19 protein-coding genes are annotated in these 24681 nt (G+C 48.1%); 4 read left to right on the top strand and 15 right to left on the bottom strand.

All coding sequences use genetic code 11. The features are described 5' to 3' along the window. Positions 1–16: 16 nt before the first annotated feature. The 4 genes from ACLHR0_RS27920 to ACLHR0_RS27905 all read right to left on the bottom strand — a co-directional run bounded on the left by ACLHR0_RS27920 (position 17) and on the right by ACLHR0_RS27905 (position 8782). A complete protein-coding gene (locus ACLHR0_RS27920) occupies positions 17–3169 on the bottom strand; it encodes a SusC/RagA family TonB-linked outer membrane protein (RefSeq protein ID WP_429044547.1) in 3153 nt (1050 codons plus the stop codon). A 168-nt stretch (positions 3170–3337) separates the two neighbouring features. After that, entirely contained in the window at positions 3338–5824 is a 2487-nt protein-coding gene (locus ACLHR0_RS27915; protein ID WP_436491063.1) for a glycoside hydrolase family 9 protein, read from the bottom strand. Positions 5825–5889: 65 nt separating this feature from the next. Further along, positions 5890–8274: an ABC transporter permease gene (locus ACLHR0_RS27910; protein WP_436491061.1), complete on the bottom strand. Its 2385-nt coding sequence runs from the start codon at positions 8272–8274 to the stop codon at positions 5890–5892. A 139-nt stretch (positions 8275–8413) separates the two neighbouring features. Further along, positions 8414–8782 carry a hypothetical protein gene (locus ACLHR0_RS27905; protein ID WP_370910963.1) on the bottom strand — a complete coding sequence of 123 codons (369 nt, stop codon included), beginning with the start codon at positions 8780–8782 and terminating at the stop codon, positions 8414–8416. A 58-nt stretch (positions 8783–8840) separates the two neighbouring features. Between ACLHR0_RS27905 and ACLHR0_RS27900 the strand changes: the two genes are divergently transcribed. Next, on the top strand, positions 8841–9236 hold the full coding sequence (locus tag ACLHR0_RS27900) for an SRPBCC domain-containing protein (protein ID WP_079469530.1): 396 nt from the start codon (positions 8841–8843) through the stop codon (positions 9234–9236). Positions 9237–9292: 56 nt separating this feature from the next. Here ACLHR0_RS27900 and ACLHR0_RS27895 read toward each other — a convergent pair whose 3' ends face one another. Further along, positions 9293–9931: an SMI1/KNR4 family protein gene (locus tag ACLHR0_RS27895; protein WP_429044533.1), complete on the bottom strand. Its 639-nt coding sequence runs from the start codon at positions 9929–9931 to the stop codon at positions 9293–9295. 39 nt (positions 9932–9970) lie between these two features. Continuing rightward, entirely contained in the window at positions 9971–10798 is an 828-nt protein-coding gene (locus ACLHR0_RS27890) for a metallophosphoesterase family protein (protein ID WP_429061769.1), read from the bottom strand. 212 nt (positions 10799–11010) lie between these two features. Here ACLHR0_RS27890 and ACLHR0_RS27885 point away from each other — a divergent pair, with 212 nt between their 5' ends. Together ACLHR0_RS27885 and ACLHR0_RS27880 are read left to right on the top strand one after the other, a co-directional pair. Next, positions 11011–12528: a malate:quinone oxidoreductase gene (locus ACLHR0_RS27885; protein ID WP_436491057.1), complete on the top strand. Its 1518-nt coding sequence runs from the start codon at positions 11011–11013 to the stop codon at positions 12526–12528. A gap of 211 nt (positions 12529–12739) precedes the next feature. Continuing rightward, positions 12740–14101 (top strand): alpha-L-fucosidase, encoded by a 1362-nt coding sequence (locus tag ACLHR0_RS27880; RefSeq protein WP_436491055.1) that lies wholly within the window; start codon positions 12740–12742, stop codon positions 14099–14101. A 236-nt stretch (positions 14102–14337) separates the two neighbouring features. On the opposite strand, the gene ACLHR0_RS27875 is transcribed toward ACLHR0_RS27880, so the two are convergent. Further along, a complete protein-coding gene (locus ACLHR0_RS27875; RefSeq protein ID WP_436491053.1) occupies positions 14338–14733 on the bottom strand; it encodes a DUF1634 domain-containing protein in 396 nt (131 codons plus the stop codon). 3 nt (positions 14734–14736) lie between these two features. Further along, the gene (locus ACLHR0_RS27870) at positions 14737–15573 is read right to left on the bottom strand and encodes a sulfite exporter TauE/SafE family protein (protein WP_436491051.1); all 837 of its coding nucleotides are present in this window, start codon (positions 15571–15573) and stop codon (positions 14737–14739) included. A gap of 144 nt (positions 15574–15717) precedes the next feature. On the opposite strand from ACLHR0_RS27870, the gene ACLHR0_RS27865 reads away from it, so the two are divergent. Then, a complete protein-coding gene (locus ACLHR0_RS27865) occupies positions 15718–16554 on the top strand; it encodes a CvfB family protein (RefSeq protein WP_370910970.1) in 837 nt (278 codons plus the stop codon). A 45-nt stretch (positions 16555–16599) separates the two neighbouring features. Here the strand turns inward: ACLHR0_RS27865 and ACLHR0_RS27860 are convergent, their stop codons facing one another. The 7 genes from ACLHR0_RS27860 to ACLHR0_RS27830 form a co-directional block, all read right to left on the bottom strand. Next, a complete protein-coding gene (locus ACLHR0_RS27860) occupies positions 16600–18057 on the bottom strand; it encodes an ATP-binding protein (RefSeq protein WP_436491049.1) in 1458 nt (485 codons plus the stop codon). A 51-nt stretch (positions 18058–18108) separates the two neighbouring features. Continuing rightward, positions 18109–19530 carry a DHA2 family efflux MFS transporter permease subunit gene (locus tag ACLHR0_RS27855; RefSeq protein WP_436491047.1) on the bottom strand — a complete coding sequence of 474 codons (1422 nt, stop codon included), beginning with the start codon at positions 19528–19530 and terminating at the stop codon, positions 18109–18111. Then, a complete protein-coding gene (locus ACLHR0_RS27850; protein ID WP_370910973.1) occupies positions 19527–19874 on the bottom strand; it encodes a hypothetical protein in 348 nt (115 codons plus the stop codon). The genes ACLHR0_RS27855 and ACLHR0_RS27850 overlap by 4 nt, the downstream gene beginning before the upstream one ends. Further along, on the bottom strand, positions 19867–20823 hold the full coding sequence (locus ACLHR0_RS27845) for a DnaJ C-terminal domain-containing protein (RefSeq protein WP_429044511.1): 957 nt from the start codon (positions 20821–20823) through the stop codon (positions 19867–19869). Before ACLHR0_RS27845 ends, ACLHR0_RS27850 begins: the two co-directional genes overlap by 8 nt. 167 nt (positions 20824–20990) lie before the next feature. After that, the gene (locus tag ACLHR0_RS27840; RefSeq protein ID WP_436491044.1) at positions 20991–22223 is read right to left on the bottom strand and encodes a DcaP family trimeric outer membrane transporter; all 1233 of its coding nucleotides are present in this window, start codon (positions 22221–22223) and stop codon (positions 20991–20993) included. Between the two features lie 25 nt (positions 22224–22248). Beyond that, positions 22249–23952: an aspartate-alanine antiporter gene (gene aspT, locus ACLHR0_RS27835; RefSeq protein ID WP_436491042.1), complete on the bottom strand. Its 1704-nt coding sequence runs from the start codon at positions 23950–23952 to the stop codon at positions 22249–22251. Between the two features lie 232 nt (positions 23953–24184). Further along, positions 24185–24523: a DUF6686 family protein gene (locus tag ACLHR0_RS27830; RefSeq protein WP_429044502.1), complete on the bottom strand. Its 339-nt coding sequence runs from the start codon at positions 24521–24523 to the stop codon at positions 24185–24187. Between the last annotated feature and the right edge of the window lie 158 nt (positions 24524–24681).

The following is a 24681-nucleotide window of genomic DNA, read 5'->3' as shown; positions in this document are numbered from 1 at the left end:
AGCTCTTTTTTTGTGATTAAAATTTTGCGCGGATAGCCAGGTTATAACTCCGGGGCACCGGCACGGCGCCAAAATCAATTCCGCGCAATACGGTACTTTGTCCTGCCGCATTTAATTCCGGATCGTATCCTTTGTAGTTGTCCCAGGAAATCAAATTCCTGCCGCCAACACTTATCGTTAAATCACTGAGTCCTTTCAGCTTGCCAAAGCTATAGCTGAAGGCAACTTCCCTCAGCTTCACAAAGGAGCCGTCATCAATTCTCCATTCCTGTATATTGTAATTGCCCGCTACAAAACCGCGTGGAAGCAACCCGAGATCCTCCTGTTCAGCTACCTTTCCGTTATCAACACCTTGCCTGGTTCGCCAGTCGGCATTGAATACATCGCCACCCTGCACAGCGTCTATCTGTATATGAAGACCCAGTTTTTTATACTGGAAATCATTGGTAAGTGTGCCGGTCCAATCGGGGTTAGGATCACCTATTTTTTTATTCAATGCCGTAACGCCTGTTGTTGGCGGCAACCCGGTAGCCGGATCACGTGCAACCGTATACGTTAGTGGTGAATTTTGTTTGCCTGCTTCCGTAACCGGTATGCCGGCAGGTGTTTTCAGGAGATTACCACTTTCGTCCCTGGCGAAGAAGGTACCATAGAAAAAGCCGATCGGCTCTCCATTGGCAATGCCCACAGGAGCGCCGCCTACAGTGTTATAGAGGATCAGCGATTGTCCGATATCCACCGCTTTATTGCGGTTACGGTTATAGATAGCAGTCAGGTTCCAGTTGAAATTAGTCGTCTTCACCGGCATTACATTCAACACTACTTCCACACCGGTGTTTTCCAGTGTACCGATATTATCCTGGTAAAAAGAGTAGCCTTTGGTGGGGGCCACTGCGCGGCTGATTAACAGGTTTTCAACACGTTTCTTATAATAGTTAACGGATAAGCCTATACGATTATTCCAGAACGCCAGGTCCGTACCTACTTCCAGTTCCTTTTGCTTCTCCGGTTTCACATCCGGGTTTGTATAGGTGGAGGGCGACTGGAAAGCAGCGGCGCCTATAAAGGCTGTGGCAGCATAGGTATTGTAACGGCCATATGCGGGGATACCGGTTAAGTTACCGGATTCGCCGTAGGCCGCTCTTAATTTCAACAGGTTCCACCATCCGGCCACGGATGATTTTTCCCAGAAATCTGTGCCGGATATCACATAGCTACCACTGAGTTTAGCATATAACTGGTTCCTTTCATCTACCCCAAATACGGATGATCCATCCACACGCAGGGCGCCGGTAAGAAACAGCTGGTTGCGGTATTTAAAATTCTGCTGGATATATTCTCCGGAAACAGATAACTCCGTCCGTTGATCTGCACCGGGAATAATAGTAGTGGCCTTATCTGCTGTTTGCACAAAAGGAGGCAGCCCTCTTCCCTGTTCCAGGGTGTAGTGCATGCGCTGGTATTGCACAGAGTAGCCCACCTGTGTTACCGAACTGAGTTTATCATTGATATCCCAGTTATAGGTAGCATTGAGGTCGTGGTTGATCAGAAAGGAATTATTATTACCGGCGCTGGCATAACCATTCTGCGCAGGGTCCAGGGTAGGACCGCCGCCGTAAAAACCAGGACTTACAAAGTAAGCGAATGCGGGCATGAAGGTGGTGCCTTCCTGGTTATAGTTGTCGATACCGAGCCGGTAATCTACCGTAAGGTTCTTGATTGGCCGCAGCTTGACGCCGGCGCCGGCAATCACCCTGCCTACATGTTGCTGCTGTTTAAAATCCTCCATGATAGACACGGGGTTTACGCGGCCGCGTTCTCCTACTTTCATCAGCTGACCTAAGGCGTTACGCTTTTGTATATCATAGTAGTTACCGATGATGGTTACGCCATTCATAGGAGAATAGAAGGTATTGCCATCAGGTTTTTCATTTGCTTTGCTGTAAACATAGTTCAAACTGGCATTGAAGCTTATCCAGCTGGCCAGCTCCTGATCGAGGTTTAAGCGGAAACTGAACCGGCTGAAATCTGTTTTATTGATAATTCCCTGGTTATAAAAGTAACTGCCGGATGCGTAGTATTTTGTTTTGTCTTTGCCACCGGCCACGGATATATTATTATCCGTTCCTACGCCGGTGCGGAAAATATAATCCTGGTAGTCGTACCTGTTTACCGGTGTTTTACTCACGATAGCAGGAGTCAGGATGTTTTGTGTGGAATCGTCCGGAGATCCGCCAAACTTTACCGGGGCCTGATTCACGTCCAGTTTTTTACGCAGTTGATTCACGGAAAAACTGGTGGAAAAATTAACCACCGGTGCTCCGGCGCTGCCTCTTTTAGTGAAGATCTGTACAACACCGGCGTTGGCGCGGGAACCATAGATGGCTGCCGCAGCAGCGCCATTCAGTACTTCTATGCGTTCAATATCTGCCGGGTTAATATCAGAGATACGGCTTTGCCCTACGTTACCTACGAAGTTATTGCCTGCGCCACCTGCCGGATCGGTTGTTCCTCCAACGCCGTAGCTCGGATCAGCATTGGTTACACGCGTAGTAGAGTTATCAATGATTACCCCGTCGATGATATACAAAGGTTCTGTAGAACCTGATATGGTACTGATACCACGGAGTTTTACAGAGATGCCGCCTGCCGGATCCCCGGAGTTCTGGGAAATCTGTGCACCGGCAGTTTTACCCTGCAGGGCTGCCAGCACGTTACCCGAGCCGCTTTTACTCAGTTCATCAGCTTTCACCGTGCTGATATAGTTACCCAGCTGCCGGCGCGTGGTTCCTTCGGAGGTACCGGTTACCACGATCTCATCCAGTTTGGACACTTCTGCCGACAGTTGAATGTTTTGCGTATAGGTGGTGTTGCCGGCGCTTATTACCAGCACCCGCTCACCGGGTGCGAAGCCAATACCTGAATAACCCAGTGTGTAATTGCCGGGCGGCAGGTTGCCGCTGATGGTATAACGTCCGTCCACATCTGTTTTGGCGCCCAGTTTTGAATTCTTCACTACTACCGTGATGCCGGGAATAGGAGATTGCTGGTTATCCGTTACCTGGCCTGAAATTTTTACCTGGGCATAGGTAGCAACGGCCAGCACGTTCATGAACAGGAATAGCAAAAAGGACCGGCCTTTAGCCATCTTCAATAGAAACAAGCTCATAGAAAAAATTTAGCGGGTTTAAGTTTGGTCGATTACAGTCATGGGTAGCATACTAACTACCGTTTCTAATTTTGGTTGTCTTTGTTTTGATTCAATTCTCGCATTTATGTGTTTATCAATACTTTAAGTTCGCTAAAAATTGGCAGGTCACCAAAAGGACCATTAATGTTATTGCAGCACCTGTGCCAGCGGATTGAAATGATATCCCCGCTGCTTCAGCGCCGTGATCAATGCCCCCAGCTGTTTGTAAAATTTATCTGTTCTGCGGGGATCCGTGCCTATATGCAGCAGCAACAGGAAGCCATTCAAACCGCCGGGACGGTTTGCTTCATATTGCAGAATGGATTGATAAATTTCTGCTGAGGTACGGTATTGCTTTCCCAGCGCCGGATAGGTATAGTCTGCATTGGAACGGGTGCCTGGTGTAAAGTTAATCAGCTGCAAACCCGCTGTGGCAGTCCATACAGCGATGCTGTCATTGTACCATTCATACGCAGGCAAAAACCAGGGGGCAGCTTCTTTTAAAATTCCTGCTGCTGCCATTTTTTTATAATTGGCCTGTAGGTCGTCGAGGAACTGTGTTTTTGTAACCAGCAAACTATCCCTGTTTTGCCAGTCGCAATACAACAGGTGCTGATCGCCGTGCGCTCCTAAGTAATGCCCGTCTGCTTTCAGCTGCCGGATGAGCGCCTGGTTAGCGGGTTGCTGATAAAATCTGCCGGTGAAAAAGAATGCCGCTTTTACATGCTGTTGCTGCAATGTGTTGCGGATTACCTGCGCGCCGTCCGCATATTCATCTCCTGTGAAAACAAGTGTCAATTGTTTTTTGCTGCTATCTCCGCGGATTAATCCACCATGATCGTATTGCCGCTTCCCGGCCTCTTCCTGTGCTTTTGCTGCCAGCAGGTACACCAGGGAAGCCGTGCCATCCATGGTGGGCTCATTGGTGCTGTAATCGCCAACATCATCGTGATACACGGCGAGGTCACTTTGAAACATAGCATATTCATCGGGGTTCGACAACCGGATGCCGATGAGATTTTTGTAGATGTTGGTATACACAGGTCCGTCTACCAGTCCGCCATCTACCGGGTAGTGGCCAACAGCGGAGAAGGCGGCGTGCGGATCAGCAGGTGTATCGCCGTTTGCAGGCAACCCGTATACCATGCTGGTGCCCCAGGGGTTACAGCCAAAAAGCCAGTCGATGTTTGCCTGCTCCAGGGCAGCAAAAGTATTTTTATGACTGAGTTGCCGGTACCAGTAACACTGGATGGCAAAGGCGGTAGTCAGGTTATTACTGCACCAGATAAATGGTATACCGCGATAAAAAGCATTATGCTTTGCTTTGTTCCACACCCGCTGGATACCGGTTTCATAATAACTGGTGAGACGCTCCTTTTCTGCACGGTTGCTTTGCTGGGCCAACGCATAATGCCCCAGGTTGATGAACGGATACCACTGGTAATGATGAGCGGTATCGGCGCCCAGCCATGGCGTTACTTCTTCCTGCGCGGCATAGCCGGTGGCCGCCTGTTGGTATTCCGTTTCTTTTGTGATCTGGTACAGTTGTGCAGCGGCCAGCTCCATGTCATCGGTCCAGTTATCTTCTGCATAAATGTAGGGCGATAGTACCGACGCCGTTTGACATACGCCGGGTTGTTTTCTTCCCATTTTCCAGGCAGACAAAGCCCGGGTTTTCAGCAGCTGCGCATAGGCAGGCGCAGTTGTTTTCAGCAGATCATATCCCAGCGCGAAAGTGCTGGAAAACTTTCCTGCCGTAGAAGCTACGCCGGTGCTTTTGTTTTTGTATTTACCTAAACCTTGCGGTTCTCCTGTGCAAAAATATACGGGTCGTTCAAAGCCTTTGCCATAAAAGTTATCTTCACCGGGCAGGCGAAGACCATGATGATCGCGGTCGTCGGCTAACTGATTAAACATCACGTTATCCGACGGATGCATTTTCAACAGCCAGTCGAGGCCCCATTTTGCTTCGTCCAGCACATCGCTGATATGATTGCTGCCCGGCAGGCCATTGGCTGAGTAGCTATCTCCAAAAACACCCGGAAAATCGCGGTAAGCTGCCAGCAGGTGAAAGGCTGCATTGGCAGAAGTAGTTACATACTGGAGGTAATCGGTGGCATCATGCCAACCACCGGTTACGTCGATATGCGTACTGTCTGGCATAGGACCGTACATGGTGTAGCCGTCGTGCGTGTGACAGGAATCTTTGAGCGTGGGATTGAACCCGCTTCGCTGCTGCCGCATATAACGCAGCAAAAAGTCTGGCGTACGCGCGTACACGTTATCGCCTATACGAAATTCAGGAGAAATGATACTATCTGTTTTCAGGTAATATTTCCCGGGAGATGAATACGCGGAGAAGTCCAGCCGATAGGTTTGATCAAACGGGCCGTAGGCGCCGAAAGGTGTACCTGTACCGGCTGTAAAAACAACTTTACCGGTAACCGCCGACACCAGTTGAAAGGTGCGTGGCTGCATGCTTCCTTTGCCGCCCCAAACGGCTACTTTAACGCCACCGGGAAGATAGCCGAGCTGGTTGATGCGTATCCATGCGGCAGGCGCCTGTGCATGGCTACAGGCAGCTACGCACAATAAGAATAACAGGTATGCCGCAAACAGCCGGACGTTTTTCATTATTCAAAAGCGGGTTGAGGATATTCAATAAAAATACCTTTTTTACCGCACAGGGAAAAGAAAAATTATTCTGCCCGCAGGCTCTTCACCGGGTTCGACAGTGCTGCTTTTGCGGCCTGGTAGCTTACGGTGAGCAGCGCTATCAGTAAGGCTCCCAACATGGTGAACACAAATATCTGCCATACTATGGTGGTGTGGTATTCGTACTGCAGCAACCATCTGTCCAGGCAATACCAGGCTACCGGAATCGCAAGGCAACAGGAAATACTGACCAGTATCACAAAATCTTTCGACAACATTTTCCACAACTGGAATACAGAGGCGCCCATTATTTTACGGATACCTATCTCTTTAGTACGTTGCTCTGCGAGGTAAGAAGCAAGGCCAAACAAACCCAAACAACTGATCATGATAGCAAGTATAGCGAAGAAGGTGGATAGTTGCCCGATGCGTTCTTCTTCACTGAATTTCTTTGCGTATTCTTCGTCGGCAAATTTATATTCAAATGGTGCAGCCGGGTTATATTTCTGCATTACTTGCTGTATCACTGCCATCGCTTTACCAGTGGTCACGTCCGGGTTGATCCGGATGTTTACAAAATTGCCGGGTTCACTCAAAAGGTAATAAATAGCCGGTCTTACTTCTTCATAAGGAGAAGCCATGATCATATTATGCACCACGCCGAGTACATGATACTCGAGGCTATCCTTACGTATAATTTCACCTACAGCATTATCAAATCCCATGTACTTGGCAGCTGCTTCATTCAAAATTATTCCCATAGAATCGGAAGCAAATTGCTCGGAGAAGTCCCGGCCTGCAATAAACTGCCAGTCAACTGTTTTGCCATAACCCATTCTGCCGCCAATTACAGCAAAACCGTCTTCCTGGTCAGATCGCTGTCCTCTCCACTTGTAACCGCCGGCGCCGGCCCATATGTCGGTGAGTGGCCCCTGCGACTCCGATACAGCGGTGACCATACCCGAACCTTCCAATTCATTCTTGATGATCTTATAGTTCCTATAGATCTCCGGGGTGGTCATTTGTATGGAAAGCAGGCCGTTACGGGTATATCCTACAGGACGGTTTTTCGCAAACTGAATCTGCCGGTAAATAACAATGGTGCCGATAATTAAAATAATGGATACGGTGAACTGTACTACGATCAGCGCTTTACGGGGCACAGCAGCAAAGCGGCCGGCGCGGAAAGTGCCTTTCAATACTTTTAGTGGCTGAAACGAGGATAGATACAGCGCGGGGTAGCTGCCTGCCAGTAAGCCGGTGAGCAAACTAAATCCCAGGCCAATGAGCCAGAACACCGGACTGCCCCATAATACCCCAATATGTTTGTTGGCAACCTGGTTAAACCAGGGCAGCACTATTAACACAATCAATATGGATAACACAAAAGAGAAGAATGCCACCAGCACCGATTCACTTAAGAACTGCCAGATCAGCTGCCGGCGCATAGAACCAATGGCCTTACGGATGCCTACTTCTTTTGCCCGCTTTTCAGACCGCGCGGTGCTCAGGTTCATAAAGTTGATACAGGCCAGCATTAACACAAACAAGCCTATCAGGCCAAATAACTTCACATAACGTATTTGCCCGCCGGTATTCACGCCATTTTCAAAAGAAGAATACAGATGCCACTTACGCATCGGGTGCAGGAATAATTCCTCTTTCAGGCCAGGCTCGAGGGTTAAATGCGGTGTTGCTACCTGGCTTATTTTTGCTGATACTTTGTCCATATCCGCGTTATCTGCCAACTGCACAAACAGTTTCGTCATGTTGAAGTCCCACTTGTCTCTCGCGTCGCCTATCCAGGTCCAGTTATTTATAAACAGCGACCATGGCGCAATATAGTCAGTGCTACTGAAAGAAGTATTTTCGGGCAGGTCTTCATATACACCCGTTACTTTCAGCACGAGGTTACGGTTGTTATCCATCTTCACCAGCTGGTCCATTGGATCTTTGTCGCCAAACAAAGCTGTTGCTAACCGGGCAGACAGGAGTACGGATGCTTGTTCTTTCAGGCCACTATAGGTGCCTTTCAGCATTTTCAGGGAAAGCATTTCAGGGCCGCCGGGTTCTGAAAAAATGCCGGTCCGGGTAAATTTTTTTTCTCCTGCAGCAATGGTATGTGTGCCATCTGCCATAATTACCACCTGCTTAAAATCGTCGGGATAGGAGGTCCGCAAAGCGGCTGCCAGGGGAATGGGGGTTGAATTAAAAGCGCCCGCCTCGTCGCCCTTCGACATCCGTTGCCATACCTGGGCAATACGATCGTAATTAGCGTGGTACTTATCGTACGACAATTCATTCCAGATCCATAGTCCTATGAGCATGGTTACCGCCATGCCGGCAGATAAGCCGAAGATGTTGATAAAGGAGGTGCCCCTGTTCTTCAACAGGTTCCTGAAAGCTATTTTCAAATAATTCCTGATCATGGCAAGGCGGATTTGATGGACGCCCTTAAAGACACAAGAAGACCGCCATAGTTGCATGGCCTTATCCACAAAGGGTTACAAGGGAAGTATTCGTCTTCTTTTGTCCGGAAATGGACGGTAAATGCCCGGAAATGAACAATCAGGAAGGTTGCTGGAGAATCACGCACACGTCTTCTGTATCTCTCAGGGCAAATTCCAGTGCTCCCCAGGGTTGGAGTTTGATCTCCGGTAAATTGGGGTGTAGTAACTCAGGGTGACTTCCTTTCACCAGTGCATATGCTGCTTCTATGTCATCGGTTTCGAGTCGTATTTCCGGCCTGTCCTTGATCGCCCATTCATGACTTTCAATCAGGTGAATCACCAGGTTGTCCCGCTTGATGATGCAAAACGGCTGTTCCCCGCTGTCATCACGGTATGCCACAGAAAAGCCCAGCGTATCCACAAATAGCTGCAAACCCACATTCATATCCGAATAAAAGATATTCGGGATCAGTTTGGTTAGTTGCATATGCTCAATTTTTATAGAAAAGTAAATAATAATTCATCAATTCAGTAGCTTTGAAACCATGAAAGATTACAAAAAACATTTTATACTCGCGGCCCCGCCTGAAGAAGTATATGCGGCACTCACCAATCCCGCCACCATTCAGCTGTGGACAGGCGAAGTAGCTGAAATGTCGACAGAGCCGGGTTCTGAATTCGCTTTATGGGAAGGAAGTATTGTGGGTAAAAACCTGGAATTTGAGCAGGACAAAAAGATTGTGCAGCAATGGTATTTTATGGACGATGAAGAGGAAGAAGAGGAAAATCCATCCATTGTCACCATCAAACTGCATCCATCTCCAAAAGGAACAGATGTGGAGTTGAAGCATGTGAATATTCCGGACGAAGCTTATGAAGATATTATTGCCGGCTGGAATGAGCAGTATTTCGGCTCGCTGATAGATTTTTATAAAGATTAAAATAAGCGGGGCCGGCTAAAAATGTGATTTTATCCCCAACATTTTTAGCCGGTTTGTTATCCTCTTGTCTGGTAAGGGAAGCTGCTGTCCAGCCATTCAAAGCTCATTTCTTTCTCTACAATTTCGTGCAGGGCCACATTGGTCAATCTTCCAAAATCATATACTGCCTCTATAATACCTGCCTGGCGTGGTGTGAGGTAAGGTGCATGTGTGCGCAGGAAGTTGCGGCAGTTTTCTTTCATGTTACCATGTGCAATCAGCGAAGGATTCCTGGGATCCAGGTCTGTTACTGCTTCCAGCATTTGTAAAAAAATAAAGTCCTGCAGGTTTTTAGCCAGGATGCAGGCTTCATTGGAATCATGAAACACCTGTACAATGGGCACATCGTCGCCGTTTTGCAGGTTGAAGTAAAAGGCGAACCAATCGCCGGCGCCGCTCATGGCAAAGGGAACGAACTGGTGTACAGGATCTGCAAAGAGCAGCCCTTCGTCCATTTCTTCATCCACCGTAGGCAGGGCCATTATTTCGAGATCGTTGGCGTATAGCAGTAAAGGCGGTGCAGTTTTAATAGCAGGGTATACTTTATCCAGCCAGTCTTCCCCAAACTCACCCCAGTTCAGCATACCATCCTTATATAATTGTTTATAGAGCGTAGGATAGGTAAATCCGTAGTCTTTTTCAAGTTCCTCCAGCATAGATTTTCTTTTAGCATCCCGATTGGACCGGCAAAATAGCTAAACTTTCGGAAAAACCCTTTCGTTCTGTCTTTTCAGCGGGTTCATAATAAAAGAGAGCAGGCTGCCGTCTTCCTTTAACTCCACTACCCGGAAACCGTGATAGCCAACTCCCCAGCTGCCGCCTACGTGACCATCGAACAGGAATGGGATGGGGCAGTTATCGAGCATTTTTACGCTGTCCTGATCATGGTCATGCCCGTTGAAGATGGCCCTGATATTCGGATACTTCCGGATGAGCTGTTGAAAATCCTGGCAATCCAGCCCGTTATCTGTCCATTTTACCGGGGTAATATGTAAGAAGATGAATATATTTTGAGCGGTTTTATATTGTTCGAGCTTTTGCGTGAACCAATCAACATCGGGGCAGATGTATTTTCCTTTCTCATCGGCGGTATTACCGAGGAGAATAACATGGTTACCCATTACCATATCGTGGTTGAGCGGCATTCCCCAGGCCTGTTCCCAGGCAGCAGCCGGCACCATGTCGTGGTTACCATGGGTAACCAGCAACTTGGGATGCAATTGCTTCAATTTGGCGGCTGCAGGCAGCAACAGGGCGGGATCGTTGTGGATAATATCTCCGTTGAGCGTAAAAAACTCGCAGGGATACTGGTGCTGGTATTGGTTAAAAGCGGTTTGCAGATCCAGGAAATACTGGTCGTAATTGGTTTTAGGCTCGCCGTAATGCCAGTCGGACCCGACCGCAAAGCGGAAAACGGTTTTACTGTCGAAGTGCCGGGGCGTTACGGCCTTTACTATTTTACCGCAGGCAGAAATCACTACTGCTGCGGATACTCCTTTTAAAAACAGGCGTCTGTTCATCATAAAATAAAAATAAACTTTCCGGGCAGTCAATTATTTCATTGCCAAATGCTTAACCAAAATATAAATTTATATATACGCAACGAGAAATTCAAAACTTTCAATCCGTTCAGAAAGAATTGTAATAGTATTGTTAAAGTGTAGTAAACAATCAATTTATTCTCCCTGCATAAGTGTTTTGATTGTAACTTTGCACCTCGAATAAAAATGGGGTTATGTTTAGAAGCAAGAGTACAGCTGGAACAGGTCCGGATGTGGTTTTAATCGGCGCCGGGATCATGAGCGCAACACTTGGAATGCTCCTGAAAGAGCTGGAACCTGAGTTAACCATTGCAATTTTTGAACGACTGGATGTGGCAGCTGCAGAAAGTTCCGATGCATGGAACAATGCGGGCACAGGACACTCTGCATTTTGCGAGTTGAACTACACGCCACAGAAACAGGATGGATCAGTAGACATTAAAAAAGCGGTGAACATTGCAGAGCAATTTGAAGTATCCCGCCAGTTCTGGTCCTACCTGGTAGAAAATAACATCATTTCCAATCCGCACAATTTTATACAGGCTGTTCCCCACATGAGTTTTGTTTGGGGAGAAGAGAATGTGGATTACCTCAGAAAGCGCTACAATGCCCTGCAACAGTGCCATCTGTTTAAAACGATGGAGTATTCTGAAGATCCGGAAAAGCTGAAAAACTGGATGCCCCTGGTAATGAAAGGCCGCGATGCCTCCCAGAAAGTAGCGGCTACCCACATGGAAATGGGTACAGACGTGAACTTTGGCGCATTAACCCGTGCCCTGTTTAATCATCTCGCAAAAATGGATGGTGTAAGCATGCACTTTAACCATGATGTGCGTGACTTTAAAAAGGAAGACGACGGCAGCTGGACCATCAAGGTAAAAAACCGTGGTACACGTGAAAGACAATCCATCAACACTAAATTCGTATTCATTGGCGCCGGCGGCGGTTCCCTGCCGTTGCTGGAGAAGTCGGACATTCCGGAAGGAAAAGGTTTCGGCGGTTTCCCGGTAAGCGGACAATGGCTGCGTTGCAATAATCCTGAAATAATTGAACAGCACCGTGCAAAAGTATATGGCAAAGCCTCTGTAGGCGCGCCTCCTATGTCGGTTCCGCATCTCGATACCCGCATGATAGATGGACAAAGAGCCTTGCTGTTTGGCCCTTATGCCGGGTTCTCCACCAAGTTCCTGAAAAATGGTTCTTTCATGGACCTCCCTTTATCCATCAAAGCCAACAACATTGTACCCATGGTGTCTGCTGGTTTGGATAATATTCCGCTGACCAAATACCTGATTGCACAGGTAAGACAGAAGCCGGAAGACCGGCTGGAGGCGTTAAGGGAATACTTCCCCGAAGCTAAAATGGAAGACTGGGAACTTGAAATTGCCGGACAACGTGTACAGGTGATTAAAAAAGATCCTGAACATGGCGGTATCCTGGAATTTGGTACCGAAGTGGTAAGTGCTGCTGATGGCTCCATTGCAGCGCTGCTGGGCGCTTCTCCCGGTGCATCTACTGCAGTATCCATCATGCTGAACCTGCTGAAACGTTGCTTTAACGAAGACGTTGAAACCGAAGCATGGCAGATCAAACTGAAGAAAATGATCCCGTCCTACGGACAGTCGCTCCTGAATAACCCTGCCCTCTGCGATGAGCTGCGTACCTGGACTACCCAGGTGCTGGAACTCGACGAAATGGAAATGGCGCAATAATATTCCTCCAATAGTTGGATATTTTATTCCTTCTCCCGGAATAAAATATCCAACTAAAAAAATACCAGTTTCCGGTAAAATCAGCCCATTCCGGACCAGTTTTTTTATAGACATTTATGTGAATTGAATAAAGATCAGCGCGATAAGCGCTTATTTTTAAACCCTTTTTGCAATCGTTTGCATAACCGACAATACTTTCCACATGACGTTTATGAAAAAACTCACGCTATTCCTGATGGTGCTGTTACCCGCAGCTTCTCTTCATGCACAGCACACACTTACCCGTGACCAGCGCATGCAATGGTGGCGCGAAGCCCGCTTTGGCATGTTTATCCATTGGGGCGACTACGCCGTACTGGCCGGCAACTATAAAGGCCACCAGGTAGGCCGCGGCGGCGAATGGATCATGAACCGCGGCAAAATACCGGTACTGGAATACCAGCAATACGCCAAACAATTCAATCCCGTTAAATACGACGCCGACGCCTGGGTAAAAACAGCCCGGGATGCAGGCATGAAGTATATCGTCATCACCGCCAAGCACCACGACGGCTTTGCTATGTTCAAATCTGCCGCCAGCAAATGGAATATTGTGGATGCCACTCCTTATGGTAAAGATGTACTGAAGCCGCTGGCTGCCGCCTGCAAGAAATACGGTATCAAACTCGGCTTCTATTATTCCCAGGCGCAGGACTGGAACAACCCCGGTGGCGCCGCGGCCCGCAAAGTGGCCACCGAAGGCTGGCCCAACCCTGATTCCGCCAAAATAGATGCTTATACCCAGGCGCACACCGGCCACTGGGACCCATTGCAAACCTCCGCTACCATGTCGGACTACATCACTAAAGTAGCCGTGCCCCAGGTAAAGGAACTCCTCACCAACTACGGCGAAGTAGCCGTGCTGTGGTGGGACACCCCTACCAATATGACTGATGAATACGCACAACAACTACAGGAGGTGCTGAAGCTGCAACCCAATATCATTACAAACGATCGCTTAAGAAGACCCAACTTCCCGGGCGATTATAAAACACCGGAGCAAAAGATCCCCAACCAGTCGGAGCTGGATGGCAGGGATTGGGAAACCTGCATGACCATGAACGGCACCTGGGGATATAAAGACTACGACCCAAAATGGAAAAGCACGGAAACGCTTATACGAAACCTGGCAGACATCGCCTCCAAAAACGGCAACTACCTCCTCAACGTAGGCCCTGATGCGCTGGGACAATTCCCCGAGGGCAGTCTTACCGCGCTGAAAGGAATTGGCCAATGGATGAAAGTAAATGGCGCCTCCATATACGGCACACAAGGCAGCCCGCTGCCACCCCTGGAATGGGGCCGCTGCACCCAAAAAATAAAAGGAGCCACCACCACGCTATACCTGCACGTTTTCAACTGGCCAACCGATGGCAAACTGCATGTTCCTGGTATAAAAGGAAAAGTAAACAGCGCCCGCCTGCTGGCAAACGGCCAGCAGCTCTCCACCACCGGCAACGCAGAGGACCTCGTCATCTCCGTTCCTGCAACACCATCGGACCCTATTGACGCGGTAATTGCGGTAACCCTGTAGCGAAGGTTGTCTTTCTCAGGATTACGCTGATTATACTGATTTTTGGGATTTTGTTTTTTTTGATTTTGTTTTTGATTTTTAAAGATCAGGGAAGACAGCAGCGGATATTTTGCTTTTATCTTCCCTAATCTTTAAAAATATTCGCTGATATCTCCCCCAATCCTTTATAAAATCCCAAAAAACAAAATCCAAAAAATCAGTATAATCAGCGTAATCCTGAGAAAGACAAAATCCGCTCACCCCGCTAACCCGCCCAGCATGCTGAATAGGATGATACCCAGTACCAGGAGTGTGATGCCTACGTACAGGTAGTCCTTCTCTATTAAAAAGGCTATAACGGAAAAGGCTATACGGATGATAGGCGTGGCAATTAATAATACGATGCCCAGCTGGATGATGTTCATGCCTTTATTTTCCATTACACCCTGCCAGATGCCGGGCAGGGTGGTTAAACCTTCTCTTACACCGGTAAAGTCGCCATAGGAGGGGTGTTCATGGCCATGACGGACGAGGTAAATGACACCACCGATAAATACGATGATGCTGGAAACAATTACGCCTATACGCAGTTGTTTGCCGATGAGCTGTTGGATATCCTTATCCCGGAAATACTTTGCGAGTGCCTGTTTCATCGTTTATAATTTTCCGGTTATCCCATTATAGATCATCTGTAAAGCGAGCAATCCGATTACTACGCTAAAGACTATACGCAACCCTTTTACATTGGCGCGTGTGAGCAAACGGGAGCCCGCAAAGGCGCCTGCCAGCACTCCCAGTACTACCGGCATACACAGGCCCGGAGAAATATATCCCCGTTGCAGATATACCACTGCACTGGCAGCAGCGGTAACACCGATCATAAAGTTACTGGTGGTGGTAGACACCTTAAAAGGAATACGCATAATATTGTCCATTGCCATCACTTTCAGCGCGCCGGAGCCGATGCCCAGCAATCCGGACATGATGCCGGCGAAGGTCATCATAAAATAGCCCCCTGGTACATGATGCACTTTGTAATTGACCATCTCACCGTCGGAGGGATAGCTTCCGTTGAGCCGCAGCTGCTCCGCTGCTTTGCTGTCGCTATGCCCTGCCGGAAACTCCATTTTCTTGCGAAAAGACATTACGGACGAGAAAATGAGGACCAGTCCGAAAATAATGGCTACGATATTGGTGGGCATATATACGGCTATCAGTGCGCCCACAACGGCGCCCGTGGTTGTGGCTATTTCCAGGAACATGCCCAGCCGGATATTGGTAATGCCCTCCTTTACATAAGCAGCCGCTGAGCCGGAAGAAGTGGCAATGGAGGCTACCAAAGCGGTACCAATGGCATACCGGATATCGGTATGAAATACCAGTGTTAGTAACGGGATGATCACAACGCCCCCGCCTAAGCCGGTCAGCGATCCCAGCAGCCCAGCCAAAAAGGCCCCGCCGAGGAGGATCAGGGTGAATAATAAAATCGTCATAAGATAGTTTGGTTGGTTTAAGACCGGATACCGGGGAATTACCAATACTGCCCGGTATCTGATGCTTACAAAAGTAAGCAGAATATGATTCTCGCAATCCGGCAATCTATAAGTAACTTGCAGCCTGACAATTAATCGTTTTTTATGATAAAGGTGGGTGAATACAACCTGTTAAGGGTGAAAAAAGAAGCTGATTTTGGTGTGTACCTCGAAGGCGTAGAACAGGAGATCCTGTTACCCACAAGGTTTGTACCCGACGGTACCCGTGTAGGCGATGAACTGGAAGTATTTCTTTACCATGATTCCGAAAACCGCCTGATTGCCACTACCCAGCGCCCCTACGGGATTGCAGGGGATATTGTGATGCTGAAAGCGGTGAGCGTTACCAAACAGGGCGCTTTCCTGGACTGGGGGCTGATGAAAGACTTGTTTGTGGCCTCTTCCCAACAGCTTACCCGCATGGCGCCTGGACAGGAATACCTGGTAAAAATATATATCGATGAGCTGACCGGCCGCCTTGCTGCCACAGAGAAGATTGACCGTTACCTCAGCAATGAAAACCTCACCGTACAGGAAAAAGACCAGGTAAACCTGGTGATTTACCGCCGTACCGACATCGGTTACGTGGTGATCATCAACAACCTGCATACCGGTATCCTGCATCACAACGAAATATTCCGGACCATTGAAATCGGTGACAAATTACCGGGCTTCATCCGCCAGATCAAGGACGATAAAATAGATGTGATCCTGGGTAAACCCGGATTTAATAAAGTAGAAGACGAGTCAGAGAAAATTATGCGGTTACTGCAGGAAAACAATGGCTATCTGCCGTATCATGATAAATCGACACCGGAAGAGATACAGGAGTTTTTTGGGATGAGCAAGAAAACATTCAAAATGACCATTGGCAACCTGTACAAACAACGGAAGATCGTGTTTACACAAACAGGCATCAAAGCAGAAGAAGAGGATAAATAATATCATCGGCCGGTAAGTGCTGTAAGGCATTTACCGGCCGGTAGTCTATTCACTCTGGCTTTCTCCGTCAATAGGAAAACTAATCAGGAAAGTAGTCCCTTCTCCCAATATACTATCTACTGCAATCGTACCCTTATGCTGAAGTATAATATTCTGGGTAGCCGTTAATCCCAATCCCGTTCCCTTTGTTTTGTTGGTAAAAAAGGGCTCAAAAAGTTTCGCCAGGTTCTGCGGGGAAATACCACTACCGTTATCGGTTATACGAATAAATACTTTCTCCGCGTCTTTCCATGTATTGATGGTAAGTTTTCCTTCCCCGGCTTTCATGGCTTCAATGCCATTGATAATAATGTTCAGAAAAGCGATGAGGATCTTGTCTTCATCTGCCAGGATCATACAATCAGGCTGGCACATTTCCTTTACCACGTTAACGTTGCTTAACTGCAACCTGTCGTCCGCAAGATGCAGCGCTTTTTCCACCAGCATATTCAGTCCCAGTGGCAGCATATTCAGCTCCGACATCCGGGTGGACTGCAGTAATTCAGTGACCAGATGGTTGATACGATGGCAGTTGCGCTCCATAATATCCAGGTATAAGGTCGCATCTTCTGTTTCGGCCACCGGCTCCGTTTTAAGCTGGGAAACCGCCAGCAGGATATTTGTCAGCGGGTTACGGACTTCATGCGCTATCAGGCGGGCAATGCGCCCGGTAATCGCGAATTTTTCCTGTTGCTGCTTTTCCCTTTCCTTCCGTTTACGGGCGGTGATATCCTGGATAATGCACAGGTATAGCTGCTTTTTTTCATCCAGCAGCGAAGCGTTGATCATTACATCGAGCTGTTGACCCAATTTGCTGCGGAATACATATTCCTTTTGCACCACACCTTCATCGCTGCACAACTGGTCGAGGAAAGCGTTGATCACTCCTTCTTCCGCAAACAGGCCCTGGAGATGGCTGCTATACAGTTCCGCTTCCTCATACTTTAATACATTAAGTGCAGCCGGGTTAGCCGCCACAATTTTATGCTCACAGTCTGCCAGCAGGATGAGATCATTGGATTTTTCGAAGATGCTGAAATAGCGTTTTTCACTTTTCTCAATGGCCAGGAGGTGGCTGAATTTATCGAGGGTGTAACGAATGGCCCTCTCCAGCAAGGCTGCGTTGATCTCGCTTTTTACCAGGTAATCAGACGCACCGGCCAGCATGGCTTCCTTATCTATATGGTAATCGCCCTTCCCCGTAAATAAAATAACGGGGGCTTTATATCCCAGGTTGCGGAAATGATGCAACACATCAATACCTGTATGAGCGCCAAGGCGATAATCTACCAGGTAAAGATCGTGTGCGCGTGCTTCAATTGCCAACAACCCTTCTTTGTAGGAAGAAACCCACTGCAAAACGTATTGATCGGGCGAAATATCCTGTAGTAAAGAGTTTACAAGGAAAAAATCATCTTCGTCGTCGTCGATCATCAATATGTGCTTCTTACCATTTGTTATCATAAATGCCGGAAAAGTTAACCTATCCTCACCAATAATCATGCACTAAAAAAGTCAGGTGTCAATGTGGACATCTGCATCTTTTAATACCACATTCCGGCGGGGAAGGAACCAGGCGGGTATGAGGGTTATCAACAGGATAAAAAGGGAAATATGAAAACCCTGCTTCAGTGCCAGGTGATGGGCATAATGGCCTTCCTGTCCGGCCAGTACATGTTTATTGTAGGCAGCCTGGGTTACAATGGCCAGCACTGCGATGCCTATGGCGCCGCCCACCTGTTGCATCAGGGTGCTGATAGATGAGGCCATTGTTACTTCGCTTGGCCGTACTGCGCTTAATGTTGCGGCATTCAGTGGGGCGAGTAAAAGCCCCATGCCCAGCCCTCTCACCGTCATGGTGATGATCACGCCGGAAATAGTACTGCCTTTGTCCAACAGGGCAAACAGGTACATAGATACCGCCAGTAACACAATCCCCAGCATGGATATCTCCCGGGAGCCGTGTTTATCGGACCAGCGCCCTGCAAAAGGCATCATCGCCGCCATAAATACGGAATTGGGGAGTATCAGCAACCCCGACATACCTTCTGAAAAACCCATCTGTTCCTGTAGCAGGAACGGCATCAGGAATAAGCCGCCGAACAGCGCAGCCGACCTCGAAATAGTTACGAGGATACAACTCACAAAAGAATAATTGGCAAAAAGATCCAGGTTAATGATCGGCTCTTTTTTATGTTTGTCTATCCAGATAAAAACAGCAAACGCAATCAGGGCCACACCCAGTGTAGCCAGTATTTCGGGAGAAGTGATCCCTACTACTTCTGCCCGTGCCACACCATATTGCAGGCAAACCAGGAATATGGTGAGCATTACAAAACCGGTAAGATCAAATGGCAGTTTCAGTTTCGGCTGCTTCCGCAGTACATCCAGGTAACGGAAGGCGAGGATCACCGTAAGGATACCGATGGGAAGATTGATATAAAATATGGAAGGCCACCCGAACTTTTCAGTGAGTATACCTCCCAGCGTGGGCCCCATGGCAGGGCCCACCAGGTTACCGAGTCCCCACCATCCCAGCACTGTACCGCGCACCCTCGCCGGGAACACGTAGGAAATAATAGCCATAGAGGTAGGCGCCATAGCGCCGCCTCCCAGCGCCTGTATCACCCGGGCGGTAAGCAGGCTGTCCAGGCTGGTGGACAAGGCGCACATTAAAGATCCCAGCGTAAAAAGGGAGATGGCGCCAATATAGAGATTGAAAAAGCCAATCCTGTTTTTCAGCCAGTTGGTGAGTGGCATCAATACGGAAAAACTGAGCATGTATACGGTAATCACCCATTCAATCTCGTCGAGCGTACAGTTAAACTGCCTGCTCATAACGGGAAGGGATATATTAACAATACTGGAGTCTATCCCTGCCATAGTGGTGCCCATGATCACTACTATGAGGATGCCTGTCCGGTTGATATCTCTCATACCCGGTCTTTCATCATAAATATCAGCTGGGCTTTCGCCACAAAAGGATTCAGCGGATTACAGTTGATCATGAACAGGTAAGTAGCCAGTTCCGATAACTGCCAGTCGGTAGTAAGTTCCCCATCACGGAAGCAGTATACTTTCTTGAAATTATAGTCCACCGGGATGTTCAGGGCGGCACACGCATGCATGGCCCGGTCGAGCGGCTCCTGTTCCATGCCCGACTGGCCATATCCCATTTCCTGCATAATTTCGCTGGCGGTATACAGCAGGCGTGGGTTATTGAGTTGTGAAATCCGTTCTGTGGAAATCACTTCTTCCAGATAATCAAAAAGTTTAAGCATGGCCATTCTCATTTAATTGTGAAAGTTGCTGAAACAATTCTTTTTCCTTGTCGGAGAGGTTTGCCGGTATATGTACCATTGCTTTGATGTATAGATCCCCGGCTGTTCCGCTGTTGTCGTAAGCGGGCATCCCCTTGCCTTTTAAACGAAAAACCTTGCCGCTGTCTGTTCCGGCCGGAATATTCATATTCAGGGAAGCGCCCGGTGTGTTTACGGTCAGCTTTCCTCCCAATACGGCAGTATACAAAGGCACTGCCAGATCTGTATAAATATCTTTCCCTTTCAGCTCGTATTGCGGGTTTGGCGCCAGTTGCACGGTAATGAGCAGGTCGCCGTTCTCCCCGCCTTTGCGGCCGGGGTTCCCTTTTCCCTTTAACCGGATCACCTGGCCTTCGTACAGTCCCGGCTTCAGCTTGATATTAAGCCTGCTGCCACCCACTTCTACCTGGCGGGTAGCACCGGTATAAGCATCCTCCAGGGATACTTCCATGGTTGCCTGCACATCGCGGCCCCTGCCAGGGCCCTGCTGCTGCCGGCGGCCACCGCCAGCGCCTGAAAACCGGCTGCCAAAAAGCTGTTCAAAGAAATCGGAGAAGTTACCTTCACCGCCGCCGAACATATCATCCATATCCCCGCTGCCATAAGAGTAGGTGCGACGCTGTCCGCCGCCACCACCGTACTGCGACCAATCGTAGTCTTCCGGCCGGCCTCCGTGCTGCTCGTAATACTTGTAGTTTTCGCCAAACTGGTCGTACTTCTTACGCTTTTCAGCGTCACTCAGCACCTCATAGGCTTCATTGATCTCTTTGAATTTATCTTCAGCGGCTTTATCATCGGGATTCTTGTCCGGATGATACTTTACCGCCAGTTTACGGTAGGCTTTCTTAATCTGTTCAGCTGTTGCCGTTTTCTCTATCCCCAAAATCTTATAATAATCCTTTACGTCCATAGCTCTAAAACATGTTAAGGTGATAACTTGTTTTATGAATTTACGAATTAACGGGGAAAAATAACAGGTAAACAGCCACAGCATAGCCAGCAGGGACTTACGCCGCCGTCCGGCAGGGCGGGCAGCAGGAGAAGCGCAACTTTAGCGTTCTATTTTTATGCAGATGATCAGAATTTGAAGAATGCGCTGAACTGAGCGCGGATATCATCGCCGGAATGATCATCCGTATTCACCCTTTTCCCATACAGTACTTCACCGGCTATTTTAAAGAAAGAAGTGAAATAGTAAGTGGTATTAAAAGAACCATAGTGCGTTGCTTTCAGTGTGCCTACAGGCATATCGAGATCCGGCGTGTTCAGTTGCAGGTAACCATACCCGAGAGTAGATCCGAGACTTTTTGTCCAGAAATGATCGAAGTACAGCCAGGTAGCCAGCATGCTGATGTTACTGATACTTTTATCATCTGCCGTTGCGTATCCGTCGTATCCCTGCCCGCTGATATCTTCGCTGTATTTTGCATAGCCGCTGCCATAAGCGAACTGGAATTTCACATCATCGTTTTTAGCGAGATTAATATTTCCGGAGATATTAAAGGCGCCGCCTATACTTGTTTTCGTATCTGCGTCACTGTTCTTGTAATCGATCGGGTGCAGCAGGCCGGAGAGCCGTACATGGCTGGCATTCTTTTTTCCAAAGTTTTTCTGAAAAGCGGCTGTTACATCCGGGTAGATAGTTTTGCTGCTCCAGGTGGAAGGAATGGAAATATCGCCACCGGGTTGTTCTGCGGAAACGGAGAAAGTCATTGATTCAGATATGGCCTGTGTAAAGCGCAGCTGTACCTGGCGTGTCCATACATAGGAATTTGGCCCCCAGTAATCCATGATGTTAGGCCAGTTATCACCATCCATAAAGTTGCTCCAATACTGACCGAAGATCCATTTGCCGTGTTGAATATAAGCATGGCGCAATCTTGGCGCACCGGATAAATTACCCCAGAGATCAAATTCCAGCACGGCTTTGAGGGTGCGCCCTTTGGCGTCCGGAACACCAAAGGCGGAAAAAGCAAAACGGGACTGCCGGATGGTAAAAGCCGTGTTGCCATCACTCAACGTGGGCACCGTGATAGTAGATGGCTGCATGGCATGTATGTTGCCGATTTCGCTGAAGTCGTGGATAAAATCCGCCTGCACGTATCCGCTAAACTGCAGCCGGATGCCCTTTACATCCGTAAAAAGAAAGCCCTGCGTTTTCCCGCCCTCAATCATGTTACGGGTAAGTCCCTTTCCGTTTTCAGCAGTATCTGTTTGTGCATGTGTCTGCGCCGCCCACAAAAGAATGGATATAACGTAAACGACCAAACGTAAATAACTGGTAGGGGTGTCTGTCACGGTGTATCTCATTTATGATGAATAGTTATTCACAACATCAGGTCATCAGCAGCACAATCACCACGCCCCAGATAATGAGCAGCGTATTGCCCACCGCGTATGTAATGGTATAGCCCAGAGCCGGCAGGTTGCTTTGTACTTCTTCCTGGATAGCGGAAAGTGCAGCGGTAGTGGTTCTGGCGCCTGCAGTACAACCAAGCACTAATGCCGGATGAAATTTAAAAATATACTTAGCCATCAACACCCCGGATAACAACGGGATAGCTGTAGCTGCAATACCTACTAAAAAAAGTCCCCACCCTACTTCTTTGAAACCCGCTACAAAGCTGGGACCTGCGGTGATGCCCACCACTGCAATGAAAGTATTTAAACCCACATTGTTCATCACCCACAATGCCGGCTCCGGGATTCTGCCAAAGGCAGGATGCTGTGAACGTAACCAGCCAAAAACCAGTCCTGCTATGAGCGCGCCGCCACTTGTACTCAGGCTGAGCGGCACCCCTCCTACATGAATGCTCATGGCGCCAACAAGCCCCCCTAACACAATACCAAGGCCCACAAAAATCATATCAGTTTTATCAGTCGGAATATCCGCGTAACCGATTTCTTTGGCCGCTTTATCCATATCTTTTTTGTAGCCTACCAGTTCCACATGATCCCCTTTTTCCAGTACGGCCTCCGGATATACTGGCATGGCGATTCCTGCGCGCCTGATGCTCTGCACTGGGATACCGTGCATGTAATCCATGGCACGTAAGGCTTTCACTGTTTTCCCAACTACGTTTTTATTCATCACAAATACCTGTACATTTTCCACGGGGAAGTTCAACAATTCCATATCTACTATTTCTTTACCGATACCCTGTTCTTCTCCGAGGATAAATTCCCTGCGGCCGCTGAGTACAATTTCATCACCGGGATTAATTACATAATCCGGCGTGGCTTCCACCAGCTTCTTGTCTTTCCGGCGAATGCGTTCTACAAACAGACGGTGATTGCGTTGCAGCAATTCCCCTTCCAGTTGCTGTATTGATTTGCCTGCGGCAATGGATGATGCATCAATTAAATAGGCGCGGAATGTAACCGGGATAAAAGCAGAGCGCATGCCGGGATCCTGTGTGGGATCACCGGCGCCCATTGTTTTTTCCAGCTCTTTGCATGCAGCTCTTACCTTTTCAATTCCGCCCATCATCATGGGAGCAATACTGGATAGTAACCACGCCGAACCTGCTGTTCCGAAGATATAGGTTACTGCATAACATACCGGCATGGCGTTGATCCATGCAGCTTTTTGTTCGGCAGACACATTTAACTGGTTAATGGTATCAGAGGCCACTCCCATAGTAGCGGAAATGGTTTGTGAACCGGAGATCAGACCGGCGGCCTGCCCTACGTTATAGCCGCAGGCAAGCGCCAGCAACCACGGCGCCACCAGGCAAACAACACACATAAGTACAGCAAACAATACCTGCGGCAGCCCATCTTTTTTCAAACCACGAAAAAATTGTGGTCCCACACTATAGCCTACTGCAAACAGGAACATGAGGAAAAAGACCGACTTCACATTGGCAGATACCTGTATGTCCATCTGCCCTACAATTACTCCGGTTAACAAAACACCGGTTACGGATCCTAACGAAAATTTCCCTACCCGTATGCTACCTATAAAAAATCCTGCGGACAAAGTAAGAAATACGGCCAGTTCAGGATATTCCTGGAATGCATGCTGTAACCAACTCATTTATATATGGATTATGAGAAGAAGAATATGGTCATCATTCAATTGTAATAGGTAACACAAGTCGTTTCACATTTGTTCACATAAAATCAATTTTGATCATGGCTGAACAAGTGGCCATCCCGGTTGTTAAACAACAGCGCGTGCTGTCATATTCCGTCTGAAGGCGGAATATGACAGCACGCGCTGATCCGGGATTATATACATTTCAAAAAAGAAGGGGCGGCATTTATCATTAGCCGGCAGACTGGCATCCGGAGGATGTTTCCAGGATATCATAGGCATCAATCAATGCCTGTACTTCCGCTGTTATATTTGCCAGCGCAGTTATTTCAGCAGGGGTTACCAACATCATCACATGATCCGCCGGCAGGGGCAAACAAATCATCTTTTCATTTTCTGATGTGTGATAGTGTTCATCCGATAGCCGGTTGACCATCTTTTTGAAGCACTCAAATTCGGTGATATCAAGGTTAACAACCGTTGTACCAAAGGCTAACTGAATGCCTTTGCAATGCGGGCAGCGGATCACATATCCTGCAGCGCCGTGGTATAATGTCTGGTAATTACACATGGGCCTATGGGTTTGTGCCTCCAGCGACCGGGTTACGGCCGCTGTCAGGACTTAATTCATCACTCTTTACCTTTGAAAAATGGTGGTGGCAAACAACGGATGTATGGACTATGTATAGTTAATGACTCCGGGGTATTATTTATATCTCACAAAAATAC

This window comes from Chitinophaga sp. ARDCPP14 (genome assembly GCF_051362515.1).
Taxonomy (GTDB): domain Bacteria; phylum Bacteroidota; class Bacteroidia; order Chitinophagales; family Chitinophagaceae; genus Chitinophaga.
The sequence above is the reverse complement of the archived record's forward strand: the minus strand, read 5'-3'. Positions and strand labels throughout refer to the sequence as shown.

Excerpts from the sequence above, each read along its gene's own strand:
- ACLHR0_RS27920 (WP_429044547.1), bottom strand. The coding sequence starts at position 3,169 with ATGAGCTTGTTTCTATTGAAGATGGCTAAAGGCCGGTCCTTTTTGCTA.
- ACLHR0_RS27915 (WP_436491063.1), bottom strand. The coding sequence starts at position 5,824 with ATGAAAAACGTCCGGCTGTTTGCGGCATACCTGTTATTCTTATTGTGC.
- ACLHR0_RS27910 (WP_436491061.1), bottom strand. The coding sequence starts at position 8,274 with ATGATCAGGAATTATTTGAAAATAGCTTTCAGGAACCTGTTGAAGAAC.
- ACLHR0_RS27905 (WP_370910963.1), bottom strand. The coding sequence starts at position 8,782 with ATGCAACTAACCAAACTGATCCCGAATATCTTTTATTCGGATATGAAT.
- ACLHR0_RS27900 (WP_079469530.1), top strand. The coding sequence starts at position 8,841 with ATGAAAGATTACAAAAAACATTTTATACTCGCGGCCCCGCCTGAAGAA.
- ACLHR0_RS27895 (WP_429044533.1), bottom strand. The coding sequence starts at position 9,931 with ATGCTGGAGGAACTTGAAAAAGACTACGGATTTACCTATCCTACGCTC.
- ACLHR0_RS27890 (WP_429061769.1), bottom strand. The coding sequence starts at position 10,798 with ATGATGAACAGACGCCTGTTTTTAAAAGGAGTATCCGCAGCAGTAGTG.
- ACLHR0_RS27885 (WP_436491057.1), top strand. The coding sequence starts at position 11,011 with ATGTTTAGAAGCAAGAGTACAGCTGGAACAGGTCCGGATGTGGTTTTA.
- ACLHR0_RS27880 (WP_436491055.1), top strand. The coding sequence starts at position 12,740 with ATGAAAAAACTCACGCTATTCCTGATGGTGCTGTTACCCGCAGCTTCT.
- ACLHR0_RS27875 (WP_436491053.1), bottom strand. The coding sequence starts at position 14,733 with ATGAAACAGGCACTCGCAAAGTATTTCCGGGATAAGGATATCCAACAG.
- ACLHR0_RS27870 (WP_436491051.1), bottom strand. The coding sequence starts at position 15,573 with ATGACGATTTTATTATTCACCCTGATCCTCCTCGGCGGGGCCTTTTTG.
- ACLHR0_RS27865 (WP_370910970.1), top strand. The coding sequence starts at position 15,718 with ATGATAAAGGTGGGTGAATACAACCTGTTAAGGGTGAAAAAAGAAGCT.
- ACLHR0_RS27860 (WP_436491049.1), bottom strand. The coding sequence starts at position 18,057 with ATGATAACAAATGGTAAGAAGCACATATTGATGATCGACGACGACGAA.
- ACLHR0_RS27855 (WP_436491047.1), bottom strand. The coding sequence starts at position 19,530 with ATGAGAGATATCAACCGGACAGGCATCCTCATAGTAGTGATCATGGGC.
- ACLHR0_RS27850 (WP_370910973.1), bottom strand. The coding sequence starts at position 19,874 with ATGCTTAAACTTTTTGATTATCTGGAAGAAGTGATTTCCACAGAACGG.
- ACLHR0_RS27845 (WP_429044511.1), bottom strand. The coding sequence starts at position 20,823 with ATGGACGTAAAGGATTATTATAAGATTTTGGGGATAGAGAAAACGGCA.
- ACLHR0_RS27840 (WP_436491044.1), bottom strand. The coding sequence starts at position 22,223 with ATGAGATACACCGTGACAGACACCCCTACCAGTTATTTACGTTTGGTC.
- aspT (WP_436491042.1), bottom strand. The coding sequence starts at position 23,952 with ATGAGTTGGTTACAGCATGCATTCCAGGAATATCCTGAACTGGCCGTA.
- ACLHR0_RS27830 (WP_429044502.1), bottom strand. The coding sequence starts at position 24,523 with ATGTGTAATTACCAGACATTATACCACGGCGCTGCAGGATATGTGATC.